Annotated in this window: 16 protein-coding genes; 10 read left to right on the forward strand and 6 right to left on the reverse strand. The window is 67.0% G+C overall.

Going from position 1 to position 16,941, the window contains the following annotated elements:
- Window positions 1-36: 36 nt before the first annotated feature.
- Together OVY01_RS02180 and OVY01_RS02185 are read right to left on the reverse strand one after the other, a co-directional pair.
- Complete coding sequence (locus OVY01_RS02180) at window positions 37-735, reverse strand: RraA family protein (RefSeq protein ID WP_267845303.1); 699 nt, start codon at window positions 733-735, stop codon at window positions 37-39.
- A gap of 14 nt (window positions 736-749) precedes the next feature.
- A complete protein-coding gene (locus OVY01_RS02185) occupies window positions 750-1,769 on the reverse strand; it encodes an NAD(P)-dependent oxidoreductase (RefSeq protein ID WP_267845304.1) in 1,020 nt (339 codons plus the stop codon).
- 97 nt (window positions 1,770-1,866) lie between these two features.
- On the opposite strand from OVY01_RS02185, the gene OVY01_RS02190 reads away from it, so the two are divergent.
- Together OVY01_RS02190 and OVY01_RS02195 are read left to right on the forward strand one after the other, a co-directional pair.
- A complete protein-coding gene (locus OVY01_RS02190) occupies window positions 1,867-2,763 on the forward strand; it encodes a LysR family transcriptional regulator (protein ID WP_267845306.1) in 897 nt (298 codons plus the stop codon).
- Window positions 2,764-2,824: 61 nt separating this feature from the next.
- Window positions 2,825-3,673, forward strand: a complete 849-nt coding sequence (locus tag OVY01_RS02195) for an IclR family transcriptional regulator (RefSeq protein WP_267845308.1) — start codon at window positions 2,825-2,827, stop codon at window positions 3,671-3,673.
- 58 nt (window positions 3,674-3,731) lie between these two features.
- On the opposite strand, the gene OVY01_RS02200 is transcribed toward OVY01_RS02195, so the two are convergent.
- The 4 genes from OVY01_RS02200 to OVY01_RS02215 form a co-directional block, all read right to left on the reverse strand.
- Window positions 3,732-4,709 carry an SMP-30/gluconolactonase/LRE family protein gene (locus OVY01_RS02200; protein WP_267845309.1) on the reverse strand — a complete coding sequence of 326 codons (978 nt, stop codon included), beginning with the start codon at window positions 4,707-4,709 and terminating at the stop codon, window positions 3,732-3,734.
- Complete coding sequence (locus tag OVY01_RS02205; RefSeq protein ID WP_267845311.1) at window positions 4,706-5,560, reverse strand: citryl-CoA lyase; 855 nt, start codon at window positions 5,558-5,560, stop codon at window positions 4,706-4,708. Before OVY01_RS02205 ends, OVY01_RS02200 begins: the two co-directional genes overlap by 4 nt.
- A gap of 58 nt (window positions 5,561-5,618) precedes the next feature.
- Entirely contained in the window at window positions 5,619-7,130 is a 1,512-nt protein-coding gene (locus OVY01_RS02210) for an MFS transporter (RefSeq protein WP_267845313.1), read from the reverse strand.
- Window positions 7,131-7,203: 73 nt separating this feature from the next.
- Entirely contained in the window at window positions 7,204-8,409 is a 1,206-nt protein-coding gene (locus OVY01_RS02215; RefSeq protein WP_267845315.1) for a CaiB/BaiF CoA transferase family protein, read from the reverse strand.
- Between the two features lie 153 nt (window positions 8,410-8,562).
- Between OVY01_RS02215 and OVY01_RS02220 the strand changes: the two genes are divergently transcribed.
- From OVY01_RS02220 to mdtD, 8 genes are all read left to right on the forward strand, one after another.
- Window positions 8,563-9,057 carry an acyl-CoA thioesterase gene (locus OVY01_RS02220; RefSeq protein ID WP_267845316.1) on the forward strand — a complete coding sequence of 165 codons (495 nt, stop codon included), beginning with the start codon at window positions 8,563-8,565 and terminating at the stop codon, window positions 9,055-9,057.
- A 36-nt stretch (window positions 9,058-9,093) separates the two neighbouring features.
- On the forward strand, window positions 9,094-9,843 hold the full coding sequence (locus OVY01_RS02225; RefSeq protein ID WP_267845318.1) for an SDR family NAD(P)-dependent oxidoreductase: 750 nt from the start codon (window positions 9,094-9,096) through the stop codon (window positions 9,841-9,843).
- A 211-nt stretch (window positions 9,844-10,054) separates the two neighbouring features.
- Window positions 10,055-11,128 (forward strand): hypothetical protein, encoded by a 1,074-nt coding sequence (locus OVY01_RS02230; RefSeq protein ID WP_267845319.1) that lies wholly within the window; start codon window positions 10,055-10,057, stop codon window positions 11,126-11,128.
- Window positions 11,129-11,198: 70 nt separating this feature from the next.
- Complete coding sequence (locus tag OVY01_RS02235) at window positions 11,199-12,008, forward strand: transporter substrate-binding domain-containing protein (protein WP_267845321.1); 810 nt, start codon at window positions 11,199-11,201, stop codon at window positions 12,006-12,008.
- A gap of 38 nt (window positions 12,009-12,046) precedes the next feature.
- Window positions 12,047-12,709, forward strand: coding sequence for an amino acid ABC transporter permease (locus OVY01_RS02240; protein WP_267845323.1), 663 nt, complete (start codon window positions 12,047-12,049; stop codon window positions 12,707-12,709).
- A gap of 81 nt (window positions 12,710-12,790) precedes the next feature.
- On the forward strand, window positions 12,791-13,576 hold the full coding sequence (locus OVY01_RS02245) for an SDR family NAD(P)-dependent oxidoreductase (protein WP_267845325.1): 786 nt from the start codon (window positions 12,791-12,793) through the stop codon (window positions 13,574-13,576).
- A 90-nt stretch (window positions 13,577-13,666) separates the two neighbouring features.
- Window positions 13,667-15,397 (forward strand): hypothetical protein, encoded by a 1,731-nt coding sequence (locus OVY01_RS02250; protein WP_267845326.1) that lies wholly within the window; start codon window positions 13,667-13,669, stop codon window positions 15,395-15,397.
- Window positions 15,398-15,418: 21 nt separating this feature from the next.
- Entirely contained in the window at window positions 15,419-16,789 is a 1,371-nt protein-coding gene (gene mdtD / locus OVY01_RS02255; protein WP_267845327.1) for a multidrug transporter subunit MdtD, read from the forward strand.
- Window positions 16,790-16,941: the final 152 nt, after the last annotated feature.

Genomic DNA, 16,941 nt, shown 5'->3' on the forward strand with positions numbered 1-16,941 from the left:
ATGCGCAGAACCACCCGCATCATCCGGTGCGCAGATTCACACCGGGCAGCCCTTGCCGCGCAGGATGCTGTTGAAACGCTCCGGGTCCGACGTCCCGGACCGGTTGCTCGCGCGAATCTTCTCTTCCTTCGCGGCGTGGGCCCGCACCTTGGGCAGCAGCGCTTCGATCTGGTCGTACGGAATCGCGACCACGCCATCGGCGTCGCCCAGAATCAGGTCGCCGGGCGACACCGTCAGCCCCGCGCAGGCGATCGGCACATTGAGTTCGCCCGGACCTTCCTTGCTCGGGCCGCGATGCACATGGCCGCGCGCGAAAACCGGTATCACGCCCTCGGCCCACTCGGCCACATCGCGGATCGCGCCGTCGATGACGAAGCCGCCGATTTTCTTCGCGAGCGCCGACGTGCGCATCAGCCCGCCGATCAGCGCCTGCGTCAGGTCGCCGCTGCCGTCCACGACGATGATGTCGCCCGGCTGCGCGATCTCGATCGCCTTGTGCAGGAAAAGGTTGTCGCCGGGGCGCACGCGCACGGTGATGGCAGGACCGCACAGACCCAGGGTCAGCTCCCCGTGATAGGCCTTGAGCCCCAGCGCGCCGGTGCTGCGCCCCATGCAGTCGCTGGCATGCGGCACCGGCACATTGCGAAACGCCTCGACCAGTTCCCGCGACGGCACCTGCTCGCGGGTACCGATGTAAAAGCCCGCCGGCCAGCCGGATTCGCGTGGTGATGTCATGTCCTGTCTCCTTTTCAAAGCACTTCGGGGTTGACGCACGCGCGGGGGTTCACCGGCGCGCCGTCGAGAAAATCCAGGCAGTTGCGCACGGCGCTGACCGCCACGGCGTCGAGCGCGGCGGGCGTTGACCCGCCGACATGCGGCGTGGTGACGACATTCGGCAAACGCGTGAACGGATGCCCGTCGGGCAACGGTTCCACCTGAAAGGTATCGAGCCCCGCGCCTGCGAGACGGCCGCTTTCCAGCGCTGCCGCCAGCGCCGCTTCGTCGATCAGTTCGCCGCGCGAGGTGTTCAGGACGATCGCCCGGTCGGGCAGGCGGGCGAGCGCCGCGGCGTTCAGCAAGCCGCGCGTGTCCGGCGTCACCGGGCAATGCAGGCTGAGCACGTCCGACACGGCCAGCAGGTCGGACAATTCGGCATATCGCCGTATGCCGCCGTCGGGGTCGCGCCGGGTGCCGTCGCGAACGGGATCCGCCGGCAGGGCCGGATCGAAGAACGCCACCTCCATGCCCAGCGCCCGCGCGAAGCGCGCGACGCGCTGGCCGATCTGACCGTAGCCGACCAGGCCCAGGCGCCGGCCCGCGAGTTCCACGCCGTCGCCGACGCGCGTCCAGCGGCCGGCACGCAGTTCGCGATCGAAAAAAGTCAGACGCCGGGCCACCGCCAGCATCAATCCGAGCGTCAGTTCGGCCACCGACTGGGCATTGGTGGCGGGCGTGGTGTAGACCGGGATGCCGCGCGCGGTGGCCGCGGCGACATCGATGTTCGTCACCCCTACCCCGTGCTTGGAAATCACCCTCAGGCTGGGACAGGCGGCAATGGCGGCGGCGCTGAGCGTCACGGTGCGGGAGATGACGGCATCGAATGCATGCTCGCCCATCAGGCGGGCGATTTCTTCGGCGGCGTCGGGCATGTCGGACGCATCGGACGCATTGGCGCCGCCGAGATAGACGACCGAACAGCTTGCCTCGTCCAGCAGGCGCTGACCGGCAGCGGCCAGCGTCGGCGCCGTCATCAGAAAACGATAGGTCACGGCGGGTCTCCCTGAATTCCTGTGACCCGATTATTGACCTCGCCAACGATAGAATCTATTGTCTGTATCTTATATTTCAATTCCTCTGGGGAATGTATTGGAAACGCGCGATCTCCGGTATTTCACGATGGTGGCGGAATTGGAACACCTGGGACGCGCGGCCGAGGCGCTCGACGTCACGCAGCCCGCCCTGTCCAAATGCATCGACCGTCTCGAAAAAATCTGCCAGGGACAGCTGCTGGAACGCGTCGGCCGCGGCGTGCGGCTCACCGAGGCGGGTCGCCTGCTCTATGAACGGGCGCGGCTGCTGAACCAGTTGCTGGCCAGCACGCAGCAGGATATCGCGTCGCTCGCGAGCGGGGGCGCGGGCCATATCCGCGTCGGCGCCGCGGCCACCGTCGCCGAATTCCTGCTGCCCGGCATCTGCCGCGTCCTGCTGGCGGAGTCCCCGGGCGTCACGATCGATATTCAGATCGGCATGAACGATGTCTTGCGCGCGATGTTGCGCGACGATCAGCTCGACATCGTCGTCGGGCCGCTGTTGGCGGAGGAACGCGAATTCGTCGGCCGGCCGATCGCGCGCGATCAGGTGGTGGTGGCGGCGAGCCCCGCGCATCCGTTCGCCGGCAAGACGCCGTCCCTTGCCGCGCTCGCGCACAGCGCCTGGGTGCTGCCCGCGCGCACCGTGGCGACCCGGCAATGGCTCGAACGGCAATTCGACGCGCACGGGCTCGCCGCGCCGAACGTGCAGATCGAGGCGAGTTCGATCGCCGCCCTGCCGCGCCTGATCGCCGAGACGCGCCTGCTGAGCTTTCTGTCCCGGCGCAACCTCACCGAGGGCCGCCCCGGCGCGCGGCTGATCGAGGTGCCGAACCCGCTGACGACGATGGACCGGCATTTCGGCGTGCTGTTTCGCGCGAAGCGTTACCTCACGCCGGCCACGCGCCGCTTCATCGCGATCGCGGAAACGCAGGGTGCCGGGCTGAACGATTAGCCTCTAAAATCACCGAATCTTTTTCGGCCCCTTTTCAGCCTTCTTCCAGCGAGCGGATGTCATGAAATCGTCTCAGCCGGGCGCGCGCCCGACGTCATCCGATGCGCCGCGGCGCGCCCCGGCCAAAAACCGCGGCACCGGGCGCCACCTCACCCCCGCCACGCCGGATGCCGTACCGGCCCCGGCGAACGCGGCAGACAGCTCGGGCGTGGCGGTGCTCGACCGTGCCTGCGCGATCCTGCAGGCGTTTCAGCCCGACGACGACGGCCTGACGCTGGCCGAACTGGCCGCGCGCACCACCCTGTACAAGAGCACGCTGCTGCGCCTGGCCGACTCGTTGATTCATCATCGGCTGCTGGTCCGGTTCGAGGATGGCCGTTATCGCATCGGTCCGGCCTGCTTCGCGCTGGGCGCGCTGTATCAACGCAGCCTCAAGCTCGGCGATATCCTCCTGCCCCTGATGCGCGAACTCGCGGAACTCAGCGGGGAAAGTGCCGCCTTCTATGTGCGGGACCGGGACATGCGCGTCTGTCTGCACCGCGTGGACTCGCGGCATGCGGTACGTTTCCACGTACGCGAGGGCGATGTGCTGCCGCTGGGCTCCGGCTCGGGCGGCCTCACCCTGCTCGCCTTCGCCGGCGAGAGCGGCGAGCGCTACGCGCGCATTCGCACCGCGGGCTATTGCGTGTCCGTCGGCGAACGGGACCGGGACACCGCCGGCATTTCCGCGCCGGTCTTCGGCGTGGGGCAGGCACTGCGGGGCGTATTGACGCTGGCAGGGCCCAGTTCACGGGTCGACCAGGCGTTTGCCGACCGTGTCCTCGACGGTTTCCTGTCGATCGCGGCGCGCAGCAGCGAAGCGCTGGGCGGCGACGCCGCGCCGTTGCGCGACGCCATCGGGCGGCGATAGGACGGCAGGCAACGGGATCATCGCGTTCCGGTCGTGCGGGCCGCGCCAAGCCGGGCGTTCAGCCGCCCAGGGCGCAACGCGCGCTCAGCACGCTGCCGGTGCTCGAATCGGTGATGAACAGCCGCTGCGCGTCGCGTGGATCGAAGGCGACGTTGGTGAGGGTCCGGCCCGCACACGAGGCGATCCGCGCCAGCGGCTCGCCATGCGGGGTCAGCACGAAGACGGACCCCAGCGACGCATGCGCGACGAACAGATTCCCGTGGGCATCCATCGCCAGGCCGTCGGGGCCGCTGGTCCCGTGGAAACTCGCGAAGCGTCCGACCTTGCTGGTGCCGCCGTCGGCCTGCAGCGGCAGACGCCAGACCGCATTGTCGCGGGTCATGGCGACGAAAAGCACCTTCTCTTCCGCGTCGAGCACCAGCCCGTTCGGACTCGGCCCGTTGGCGAGCAGGCAGTCGAGCCGGCCGCTCGGTGCGAGACGGTAGACCCGTCCCGTCGGGTCGCTCAGGCCGGTCTGACCTTGATCGGTGAAATAAATGTCGCCATTGCGCGCGACGATCAGGTCGTTCGGCCCCTTGAACCGCTCGCCGTTGCGCCGGGCGATCACGACCGTTGGCGTCCGGAGGCTGCCGCCGTGCGCCGGGTCGAGCGTCGGGTCGAACGTCGGATCGAGCGCAAGCACCCCGTTCTTGTAGTCGGCGATGAGCAGCTTGTGCTGCGGATGCCAGGCCAGGCCGTTCGGCTCGCCATCGTACTCGGCGACCAGTTGCCACTCCGGCGCGGCCGCAACGCCGGATGCGGGGGACCCGGCGAACATCCCGCTCGCGGCGATGCGGAAAATCCGGCCATGCGGGATGTCGACGATATACAGATTACCCTGCGGATCGAAACACGGCCCCTCGATGAAGCTGTCGACCGCGGCGCCGCCCTTGTTCGCGCGCGACCATTCCGTCACCACGCCGGGCTTGCGCAGCGACGCCGGCAGGGCGGCGTGGACTGCGCTGTCCAGCACGGGAGGCGGCGGTGCCCAGCTCATGCGGGCTCTCCTGCATCTTTCGCGTCGGCGGCGAGGTGACGCTCGGCGGGCCCGTCGTAACGGTAGGCCATCTGCCGCGGCATCGGCCCCTTGTTGCGCTCGGCGCGTCCGGTCTGCTCCCAGGCATGCGACAGGATGCCGACCGCGCGCGACAGACAGAAAATGCCCCGCGCCAGCTCCGGCGCGAAACCCAGCTCGGCGTAGATGACCGCGGTCGCGCCGTCGATGTTCATCGGGATCGCCCGCCCCTTGCGGCGCGTCAGCAGGGCCTCGATGCCGCGCGCGATCCCGGCGTAACGGCCCGGCACGACCCCGCGCGCCGCCGCGGCATCGGTCATCGCGAGCAAAGGCGCGACACGCGGATCGACCGGATGGAAGCGGTGGCCGAACCCCGGCAGGTACTTGCCATGCAGCGCGATGCGCGCGTCGACGCCGCGGGCCACCGCCGCGTCCAGCGGTGTCCCGGCGACGATGTCCCGGTCGATCGCCTGGTACAGTTCGACCGCCTGCTGTCCGGCGCCGCCGTGAACGTCGTCGAGCACATTGATCGCCGAAGCCATCGCGCCGTTCAACGGCAGCCCGCAGCTCACGGCCATTTTAGAGATGGCGATCGAAGGCGCGTGCGGCCCGTGGTCGACCGACGCCACCAGCGCGGCCTCCAGCAATGCGGCCTGACCGTCATCGGGCAGTTCGCCGCGCACCATCAGCCAGATCATTTTCGGAAAACTGATCTGGCCGATCAGTTCCTGGATGGGGTAGCCGCGCACGTGTATCGATCCCGGATGGATATCGATGATCGAGGTGCGCCAGTAGTCGGCGGCCAGTGTCGCGGCATCGGCGGGCACAGTCATTTTCAGGATCGTCCTTGAGGAAGGTGGGCGGGTGGCGCGGGCGTCATGCGCGCTGCTCTCATGCATCGATCTCTTCGAGCGAGCGGCCCCGCGTGTTCGGCCCGAGCACGCCGATCAACAGCATCGAGAGCACCATGCTTGACGAGATCATCACGAAGACGCCGTGGGTACCGAAGTCGCGCAGGAAAAAGGCGACGAGAAAACCCGAGAAAATCGCGCTGAGGCGGCTCCAGGAGTAGACGAAGCCGATCGCGCGCGCGCGCACCTCGGTGGGATACAGTTCGGATTGATACGCCTGGAACGAATACGTCATGATCGGCAGCGTCAGGTTCAGGAAAAAGCCGAACACGACCACCCCCGGCGCCGTCGTCTGGGCGGCCAGCACCATGCCGAGCAGCGCGATCGCGCCGCAGGCGGCCACCAGGCTCCACTTGCGTTCGACCTTGTCGGCGAAATACAGGAAAAGCAGCGGCCCCAGGGGCAGCGCGACCGACATCAGAAAGGAGTACTGGAGGCTGTGCACCAGACTGAAACCCTTCGCGCTCAGCAGCGACGGTATCCAGTTGCTGAAGCCATAGAAGCCGATCACCGATATGGCGTTGAACAACGACATCATCACCGTGCGCGTGCGGTACGGAGCCTGGAGGATGACGGCGAAGGAGGCGTTGCCGGACGTCTGCCGGGCGCGCGAGGCGGGCGGCGCGGTGCGTGCCGCGGGCGCCTCCACGCCGCGCGGCGCGGGCAGCGGCGCGCCGTACTGGCGTGCGACGATCGCCTCGATGCCGCGCGTCACCGCATCGGCCTCGGCCACCCGGGCGCGGCTGAGCAGCCAGCGCGGGCTTTCCGGTATGCCCAGGCGCAGCGTCCAGATGACCAGCGCACCGAGCGCGCTGGCCAGCGCGACCCACCGCCAGCCGTCGAGCCCGAGCGGCCGCAGCGGCACGAGCCACCACGACATCAGGGCGACCGTCGGCACCGCGCAATACGGAATCACCTGCGTGACGGCGAAGGCGCGGCCGCGCAGATCCTTCGGCATCAGTTCCGCCACATACGTGTTGATCGTCACCATTTCGAGCCCCAGCCCGAGACCGGCGAGCAGGCGAAACAGGTTGACGCCCGCCGCGCTGTGCTGAAACGCCATCGCCACCGTCGCCGCGGTATAGCCGATCAGTGCCCAGACGAACACGCGGCGCCGCCCGTAGCGGTCGGCCAGAAAGCTCAGCCCCAGCGTGCCGATGAACAGACCGAGAAAGGTGGCCGCGACGAATGCGGCAATCGAATTCATCGCGAACACCGACGTCGTGCTTTTCGCGAACAGGCCGCTGCCGATCAATCCCGGCGCGATATAGCCGGTCATGAACAGGTCGTAGAATTCGAAGCATCCGCCCAGGGACAGCAGGATCACGATCTGCCACACGTAGCGGGTGGCCGGCAGCCGGTCGAGACGCGCGGCGATCGCCTCCGGGGTGGCGAGCGCGTCGGGCACGGCCGATGCGTCGCGGCTTGCGGCGTCCTGGCCGTGCGCGTCGCGCGTGCGGTGCGCCGGGTCCGGCGATCTGATCGCTTCCATGATGGGCTGTTCCAGTCGGTACCGCATGGGATCACGCCGGTGGCGGGATGAAAAAAGAAGAGGAAAGCGGACGTCAGATCGTGCCGGCGGCGCGCAGCCGCGCGATTTCGTCCGGCGGCACGCCGAGCCGCAGCAGGCAGGCATCGGTATGGGCGGAGAGCCGCGGCGCCGGTCGGTCCGGCCCCGCCGCGTCGCGCTCGCCGGCGGCATTGCTCATCCGGAAACCCGCGCGCGTGACGCGCTGGACGTGCCCGCCATCGTCCAGTTCACGGATAAAGGCGCGCTCGGCCAGTTGCGGCTGCGCGAGCGCTTCCGGCACGCTCAGCACGCGCCCGGCGGGCACGCCCGCGGCCGTGAGCTGCGTCTCCCAGTGCGCGGCGCTGGCTGCCGCGAGCGCCGTTTCGATTTCCCGCTTGAGCGCGGCACGATGCCGCTTGCGCGCGTCGCGTTCGGAAAAACGCGCGTCCCGCGCCAGTTCGGGCAGGCCGATGACCTCGCACAAGGCGAGGAACTGCCGGGTTTCGTTCGCGGCGATGTTCAACAGGCCCTCGCCGCAGACGAAGGTTCCCGACGGCGCGGCGGTGAAGTTCTCGTTTCCCATCGGGATCGGCGCCACACCGGCGTTCAGGTAATTCGACACCACCCAGCCCATCGTCGCCAGCGTGGATTCGAGCATCGATACGTCGATCACGCGCCCTTCCCCGTCGCGCCGCGCTGCCAGCACGGCGGCACAAATCGCCAGCGCCGCGGTCAGTCCGCCCACGGTGTCGGAGACCGGATAGCCGACCCGCAACGGCGCACTGTCGTCGTCGCCGGTGACGCTCATCGCGCCGGAGAAACCCTGGATGATCTGGTCGTAGGCGGGGCGATGCGACATCGGCCCGTCATTGCCGAAACCGGAGATCGCGCAATAGACCAGTTTCGGATTGACCGCGAGCAATTCGGCGGCGCCCAGCCCCAACCGGTCCATGACGCCGGGCCGGAAATTCTCGACCAGCACGTCGGCATCGCGCACCAGCCGGCGCAGGAGGGCCTTGCCGGCCTCGTGTTTCAGATTGAGCGTCAGCGATTCCTTGCCGCCGTTCACGGCGACGAACGACGCGCCCATGCCCCGTGCCGACGCCGCGACGTCCGCCCCCAGCCGGCGCGCCAGGTCGCCGCCTTCCGGATTTTCGATCTTGACGACTTCGGCGCCGAGCAGGGCCAGCTGGTAAGTGCAGAAGGGACCCGCCAGGACATTCGACAGATCGAGAACACGTACTCCGGAAAGCGGCGACATAGAATGGAGGGCAGCGAACGACACTCGTTCTACTAGACAGAACGTCGTTCTATTATTGAGTGAAATTTCAATTTACGCCGCGCGTCATGCAGCGCCTATAGGGGTAAGCGATAGGCGCCGAGCCGCGCCGGCCAGGCCCCTCCGGAGAACGTGATGAATTTTCATACCCGCAAATGGGTCAAGCCCGAAGACCTCAATGCCAACGGCACCCTGTTCGGCGGCAGCCTGTTGCGCTGGATCGACGAGGAAGCGGCAATCTACGCGATGTGCCAGTTGGGCAATCCGCGGGTGGTGACCAAGTTCATGTCGTCGATCGATTTCGTCAGTTCGGCGCGTCAGGGCGATGTCATCGAACTCGGCATGACCGCAACGCACTTCGGCCGCACGTCGATCAGCCTGCGCTGCGAGGTGCGCAACAAGGTCACGCTGAAGAGCATCCTGACGGTCGAGCGCATCGTATTCGTCAATCTGGGCGAGAACGGCCTGCCCGAGCCGCACGGCAAGACCCATATCGTCTATTCGGAAGACGACGAGCCGCGCATGCGCAGCACCGAGCCTGCCGGGTCCGCCGGGTCCGACCCCCGTGCCGATAATCCGCCGGACGCCGGTATTTTGACGGCCGCCCCGCGCGCGCGGGATCCGCGTTAGGATAAGGACGCATCCCACCTACCTTTTCGCCAAGACATGAATATTCTCGTTACCGGCGCGACCGCCGGTTTTGGACAAGCCATCGCCCGCCGTCTGATCGCCGACGGCCACACCGTCATCGCCACCGGACGCCGTCTCGAGCGTCTGCAGGAACTGGCGACCGAACTCGGCGACAAGCTGATCCCACGCGTGATGGACGTGACGAAACGCAGCGACGTCGAGGCCGCATTCGCCTGGGCCGAGGGCGCGGTCGGCCAGATCGACGGCCTGATCAACAACGCCGGTCTGGCCCTCGGACTGGAGCCGGCGGACCGCGCCTTGCTCGACGAGTGGGAAACGATGATCGATACGAACATCAAGGGTCTGATCTACTGCACGCACGCCGCGCTGCCGGGCATGGTCGCGCGCAACAGCGGCGCGGTGATCAACATCGGCTCGACGGCCGGCACCTACCCCTATCCCGGCGGCAACGTCTACGGCGCGACCAAGGCCTTCGTGCACCAGTTCAGCCTGAACCTGCGCAGCGATCTGGTGGGCAAGAAGGTGCGCGTGTCGTCGATCGAGCCGGGACTGTGCGGCGGCACCGAGTTTTCGCAGACGCGCTTTCGCGGCAACGCCGATCAGGCGAAAGCCGTTTACCAGGGCACCGAGCCGCTGAGCGCCGACGATATCGCCAATACGGTCAGCTGGCTGCTGTCGCTGCCCGAGCACGTCAACATCAATGCGATCGAAATGATGCCGATCTGCCAGGCGCCGGGTCCGCTGGCCGTGAAGCGGGATCACTAATTCCGCACTGGCGCGCCGCCCCGGCGGCGTGCCGTCCGTGCCCGATCCTGCGCCCCTGCCCCGTTTCCTCCTGCCCCCCGCCAGTTTCCTTTTCCCGCTCGCCATGCCGCCGAATCCCTTCACGGGAGCCATCGCGCGGGCGTCGCGTGCGGCGATCTTCCAGTACGATAGAGGCCTTCCTGATTTCCGCGGATCCCGTTTCGGTTATTTCATGACAAAAAAGATTCTCCTGCTCGCCGCCCTTTGCGCCACGATCGGCATCAACGGCTGCACCTCGCTCGGCGCGCAGCGCCTGCGCGCCGATCAAGTGGACTACGCGCGCGCACTCGGCGACGCGACGAAGCGCGAGATCCTGTCCGCGGTCGTCGGACTCCGTTATGCCGACACCCCCGGCTTCCTGAACGTCAGCCAGATCATCGCTGCCTATTCGTTCGACGCCAGCGCCACGGCACTGGTCACCGCGGGTCAGAGCAGCCTGAATTACGCCCGGGCGAACGCGAACAGCACGATGTCGTACTCGAACCATCCGACCTTCACCTTTACGCCGACCACCGGCGAGGCGTATGCGACCGCCTTCATCCGGCCGCTGCCGCCGACGCTGTTCCTGCCGCTGGCCGATAGCGGCACGCCGATCGACCTGCTGCTGCGCCTGACCGCGCAGTCGGTCGGCGGCCTGCAGAATGGCTCCTCGCTGGGCGGTCCGAACGGCAACGGCTCGCCGCGATTCTTCGAATTGCTGCACGTGCTGCGCCGCCTGCAACTCGCCGGCGAGCTGACCGTCGCGTACAGCGAGGTCAACCATGTCGGCGGCGTCTCGATCACGCTCGGCGCCACGCCCAGCGGCGAATCGCCCCAGACCGCGCAGGATCTCGCCACCGTGCGGCGCCTGCTGCGCCTCTCCGACAAGACGAAAACGTATCAGGTGATCTACGGCCAGACGCTCGACCGGGGCGACACGATTCCGATGGTGCCGCGTTCGGTGCTGAGCATCCTGAGCAACCTCGGCGCCCAGGTCGACGTGCCGGCGGCCGACGTGAAAAGCGGCGCGACCATGCCGACGGTCGCGCTGATCGGCGGCGAGACCCGTCCGACCGTGGTCGTCCATTCGGGACCCAAGGCGCCCGCCGACACGTATGTCGAAATCACCTATCGCGGCAATGTGTACTGGGTTCTGCAATCGGACTTCGATTCGAAATACGCGCTGACCATCGTGCAGAATCTGATGGCGCTGGCCCAGTCGAATCAGGAAGTGAAGACACCCGTCATCACCGTTCCGGCGAGTTGAGCGCACACCGCACGATGGCGCGCGATGCGCTAGGATGACGGTCCCATAAGAAAAGAAGAGGATGACGACCATGACTGCATCGTTTCTGAAGAAAATCGCACTGACCGGCCTGCTCGGCATCACGCTGGTCAGCGCCGGCGTCGCCCACGCCGCCGATCTGCTCGATACCGTCAAGCAGCGCGGCACGCTGGAAATCGGCCTCGAGGGTACCTACCCGCCGTTCGGTTTCAAGACGCCGTCCGGCGAACTGCAAGGTTACGATGTCGACGTCGCGCGCGAACTCGCGCGCCGCCTGGGCGTGAAGGCCGCCTTCGTCACGACCGAATGGAGCGGCATCATCGCCGGCCTGCAAGCCGGCAAGTACGACGTCATCGTCAACCAGGTGGGCGTCACGCCGGCACGCCAGCAGCAACTCGATTTCTCGACGCCCTATACCTATTCGATCGGCCAGTTGATCCAGCGCAGCGACGACAAGCGTCAGTTCAACTCGCTCGACGACCTGAAGGGTCACAAGCTGGGCGTCTCGCTGGGCAGCAACTACAACGACATGGCGAAGGCGGTGCCCGGCATCGACATCCGTACCTACCCCGGCGCGCCGGAATACCTGCGCGACCTGGCCGCCGGACGCATCGACGCCGCGCTCAACGACCGCCTGATGCTGGCCTATCTGCTCAAGCACGCGAACCTGCCGTTGCGTACCAGCGGCACCGCGGGCGCGCCGGCGGCGACGGCGATTCCGTTCCGCAAGGGCAATCCGCAATTCGCCAAGGCGGTCGACGCCGCGCTCGCCGCGATGTCACAGGACGGCACGCTGACGAAGCTGTCGGACAAATGGTTCGGTGTGGACGTGTCGAAGCCGCTGACCGCGTCGACACACTGACACACTGACACACTGACCTAGCGATCCCCTGACGCCCGATGAATTTCAGCGATGTCCTGCTCCAGTCCCTGCCGGTCCTCGGCCTGGGCGCGCTATTGACGGTCAAATTCGCGCTGCTGTCGATGTTCTTCGGACTGCTGGCGGGCGCGGTCATCGCCACGATGGGCATCAGCGAGAACCGCGCGCTCGTTTTCCTGGCGCGCGCCTACGTCAGCCTCATGCGCGGCACGCCGCTGCTGGTGCAGATCTTCGTGGTCTATTACGGCCTGCCGGCAGTGGGGATCGCGCTCGATCCCACGCCCGCCGGCGTCATCGCCTTGTCGGCGAACGCCGCGGCGTATCTGTCGGAAAGCATGCGCGGCGCGATCCTCGGCATTCCGCGCGGGCAGTGGCTGGCCGCCGCCAGCCTGGGGCTGAACCGGCGTCAGGCACTGCGCCACGTCATCGCGCCGCAGGCGTTGCGGCTCGCCACGCCGAGCCTGGCGAACAGCCTGATCAGCCTGATCAAGGACACGTCGCTCGTCTCGGTCATCACCGTCACCGAACTGCTGCGCAGCGCGCAAGAGCTGATCGCCTCGACCTTCTACACGCTGCCGTTCTACCTGACGGCCGCCGCGGTCTACTGGGTGCTGTGCACCGCGCTGGAGTTCGTGCAGCGGCGCGTCGAGCGCCGTCTGTCGCAGCCCGGGCGGAACGCATAACGCCCGTAGCAACCGTTTGACCGATTCGGCGGGCGCGACGTTCCGCGCCGCCGCTGTCCTCTCTTTTTGGTGACCTCCGCAATGGACCTGAAACTTTCCCGCAAGATCGTCGTCATCGCCGGGGGCAGCAAAGGCATCGGTCTTGCCTGCGCCCAGGCATTCGCACTCGAGGGCGCACGCATCGTGCTGATCTCGCGCGACGCCGCCAATCTCGAAACCGCACGGCTGACGCTGCACGAGGCCGGGCTGGAAGCGCTGTGCTACGCGGCGAACCTCTCGGACTACGACGACGCGATGCGCGTGATCGACCGGATCGAACACGACGTCGGCCCGATCGACGTCCTGGTCAACAGCGCGGGCGCCGCCCGCCGCTACGATCCCGATCAGCTCGACGGCGCGGCATTGCGCGCCGGGATGGAAGCGAAGTACTTTCCGGTCGCCAATACCCAGGAAGCCGTGCTGAAGAAAATGCGCACGCGCCGGCGCGGGGCGATCGTCAACATCATCGGCCAGGGCGGCAAGGTGCCGACGTCGATTCACCTTTCGGGCGGCGCGGCCAACGCCGCGTTGATGCTGTCGAGCGTGGGACTCGCCAGCCATTACGCGCCGCTGGGCATCCGCATCAACGCGATCAACCCGGGCGCGACGCTGACCGAGCGCGTCAACGAGGCACTCGATCTGGAAGCCGGCCGCAGCGGCGGCTCGCGCGAGGATGCACGCCAGAAAGGCGAGGCGGCGGTGCCGATCGGGCGCTATGCCCGCCCCGAGGAAGTGGCCAACGTCGCGCTGTTCCTGGCGAGCGAGCGCGCCAGCTACGTGACCGGTGCGATCATCCCGCTCGACGGCGCGAAAAATCCGGTCATCTGAGCCGCCTGTCTCGGACAAAACGACACCACGACCTCACGCTGCCGCAGCACCATCGCGGCCGACGCGCGACTTCACGACCAGGCTCCGATCATGGAAAATTTCATCCGGAAATTCATTGCGGTCGATCCGGCGAACGTGCCCACGCGCAGGCAGGACGCCGCAGCGCCGTATCCAGAGCGTACGTCCAGGCCCGCTCTGCCCGATGAGCGTTTCGATGGCCTCGCGCGCCGCGTGCCGGCGCGCACGGGCATGGGGAATCCGAAAGGCTTGCAGCCACGGACTCGCCGTCCGGGCGCGAGTCTGCCCGATGCAAGCGTGCGGGGACGCCCCTCGCCTCCTGCATTCAGTCCGTCGCTCGAAGCGAAATTCGGACTGGAAATCGAGGTCCCCAGCCTCCACGTGACGACCGGCGCAGGTGGCGACGCGCTTCGCCGCGGCTTCATTCTGCTGGAGCGGCCTCACTGGAAACTGGAGTGCGATCGCGTCGCCGCGGGCCGATATGACCTCGAATTCGTCACCGAGCCGCTCGCCAGCGAAACGGAAGTGCGCGCGGCGATACGAGAGATCACGGCGATGACGGCGACCATTCGCGCACGCGCGCTTGCCGGCAACATGACCGTCCGGTTGAAAGACGTGGCGCCCGACGCCAGGACCGACGCGGTGCTGCATTTGAACGATGCACGCATGCCCGGACGCTTGCAGTCGACGTACGGCGTCGGACTGGATCATGTCGCAACGCTGATCGACGAATTGCTGACGAGACGGCAGGCCGACGGCATACGCCTGAAAACGCGGTCGGTCGCGGATTTTTATGCCTTGCGCACCGGCGAGCCGTTGCCGCCGAGGGCGTGCTCCTTTGTCCGGCTCGTCGTCATGTACCTGGAACGTGCGCAGGGCACGGCGTACACGGAGGGAACGGTGCATGTTTTGTTTCGCATGATGGCGCGCAGCGACTTTTGTGCCGCGTTCTCCAAGCTGTTGTCGCCTCGGGAGCAAGAAGCCGTGCGCGCCTTGTTCCTCGCGCCGCAAACGCCCCCCGTCCAGGTGCCGATGATGATGGAAGCGCTGCACATGCACGATCCGGGTCAGCGGGTTTTCGCGAAGCCCTACCGTCATCACGACGCAAACCCCGATCACCGGCAACGTGGTCCGAGCGTCAAGGATTGGCTGGCATCCACGATGATGGGACGCGAAGAAGGTACCCTGTTCAAGGATCTGCTGTCGCCGCCGGCCGGCTATCCGTTGCATTCCGGGGATCATTCCATCGACTATGGGATGGGCGCGATGGGAGTCGACGAGCGCCAGGGCCTTCTCCTGTTCGAAATTCGGGGCGCGCCGTACCGGCCGCATACCGTGACGATGAACGGGCAGCTGGCGCGCGCGGTCGACAATGAACTCGGCAGAGCAGGCAGGTTCAACCCCGCCTTGGAAACCTCGCGGCGGGGCCCCGTCTCCAGCGCCAAATACGACCTGCTCGTTGACGCTGACGATGTCTACCACGGTCTCGATGAACTCGCGCAAGTGATGCGCGCACGGATCGAAACGCTGGATACGGGCACCTGGAAATATATTTTGCCGAACATCGAACACTACGCCGCGAGGCTCGCGAAGACACGCGAGACGATCGCGCAGCGGTCGACATCGTCCTGGGCACAGCCCCTGGCGCAAACGATGGACGAACTCCAGGAACGGGTTTACGAGGTCCTGCTATCCGGACGGGAGGGGAGAATGCCGGATCTCGTCGCACAGCTCGCGCCCCTCGAACGCACACTCGCGCGTTACGAGGAAGCGCTTTGGCGGGCCGGCGCCAAACGCGGGTGAATCGCGATGCCCAACAGACAAATGCCCTCGACACCTTCTTCGAATACCGCCCTCCTGTGGATCGTGGCCACCGGCTTCTTCATGCAGGCGCTGGACACCACGATCGTCAACACCGCCTTGCCGGCGATGGCGCACCAGCTCGGCGTCTCGCCGCTGGCGATGCAACCGGTGGTGGTGGCCTATACGTTGACGATGGCGCTGCTCACCCCCGCCTCCGGCTGGCTGGCCGACCGCTTCGGCACCCGCACGGTGTATTTCACCGCGATCCTGCTCTTCGTCATCGGCTCGCTGTCCTGCGCCGGCGCGCATACGCTGAACCAGTTGGTGTTCGCGCGCGTGTTGCAGGGTCTGGGAGGATCGATGCTGCTGCCGGTGGGCCGGCTCGCCGTGCTGCGCCGGGTGTCCGGCGAAGCCTATGTCGCCGCGCTCGCGACCATCTCGATCGCCGGACAGGTCGGCCCGATCCTCGGCCCGACGCTGGGCGGCTGGTTCGTCGAGGCACTGTCCTGGCATTGGGTCTTCCTGATCAATATCCCGATCGGCGCGGCCGGCATGATCGCGGTGCGGCGCTTCCTGGCGGACGACAAGGCGGCGGACCTGCAACCGTTCGACTTCGTCGGCTTCGCGCTGCTGTCCCTGTGCATGGTCACCTTCTCGCTGGGTCTGGACAGCCCGAGCGAGGACCATCCGCTGGTCTGGTCCGCCGGGTTGATCGGCACCAGCATCGCCGCCGCGCTGCTCTATATTCCGTATGCGCGGCGGCGCAGACATCCGCTGTTCAACCTTTCGCTGTTTCGCGAACCGAATTTCAGCATCGGGCTGATCGGCAACCTGCTGTGCCGCATCGGTTCGAGCGCCGTGCCCTTCCTGTTGCCGCTGCTCTTCCAGCTACGGCTGGGCTATACGCCGCTGCACTCGGGCCTGATGATGCTGCCGGCCGCGCTCACGGGCACCGTCACCAAGCGCTGGATCGCGCCGCTCATCAAGCGCTACGGCTACAGTGCCTTTTTGCTGGTCAATACCGTGATCGTGGGGGCGTCGATCGTCGCGTTCGCCGGTCTGTCGGCGGATACGCCCGTTGTGCTGACCTGCATCGTGCTCGCCATTTTCGGCGGCAGCAACTCGATGCAGTTCGCCGCGATGAACAGCGTGACCTTGAAAGGGCTGCCGGCGAGCGAGGCCGGCAGCGGCAACAGTCTGTTCTCGATGGTGCAGATGCTGGCGATCGGCCTGGGCGTATCCATCAGCAGCGCGCTGGTGCGGATCTTCTCCGACATGCTGGGTTCGACCACCGCCGGATTTCGCGTGAGCTTCGCCGTCGTCGGCGTCATCACGCTGCTGTCGGCTTTCGTGTTTCGGCACGTAAACGAAGCGCCACGGCGGCGCCCGTAAACACGCGCCCGTTACGCCACCGCCGCGTGGCACTGCCGCCCGGCCCGCCCCATCGATAACGGGCTTCGACGTAAAATGGCCCGATCCGCAGCGCTTCCCCGCCGCGCCGTTTCCCCGCCGCAACGCGCGCCTGTTTCCGTTTCCGGCGCGCA

The sequence above is a fragment of the Robbsia betulipollinis genome, assembly GCF_026624755.1.
Lineage (GTDB): Bacteria > Pseudomonadota > Gammaproteobacteria > Burkholderiales > Burkholderiaceae > Robbsia > Robbsia betulipollinis.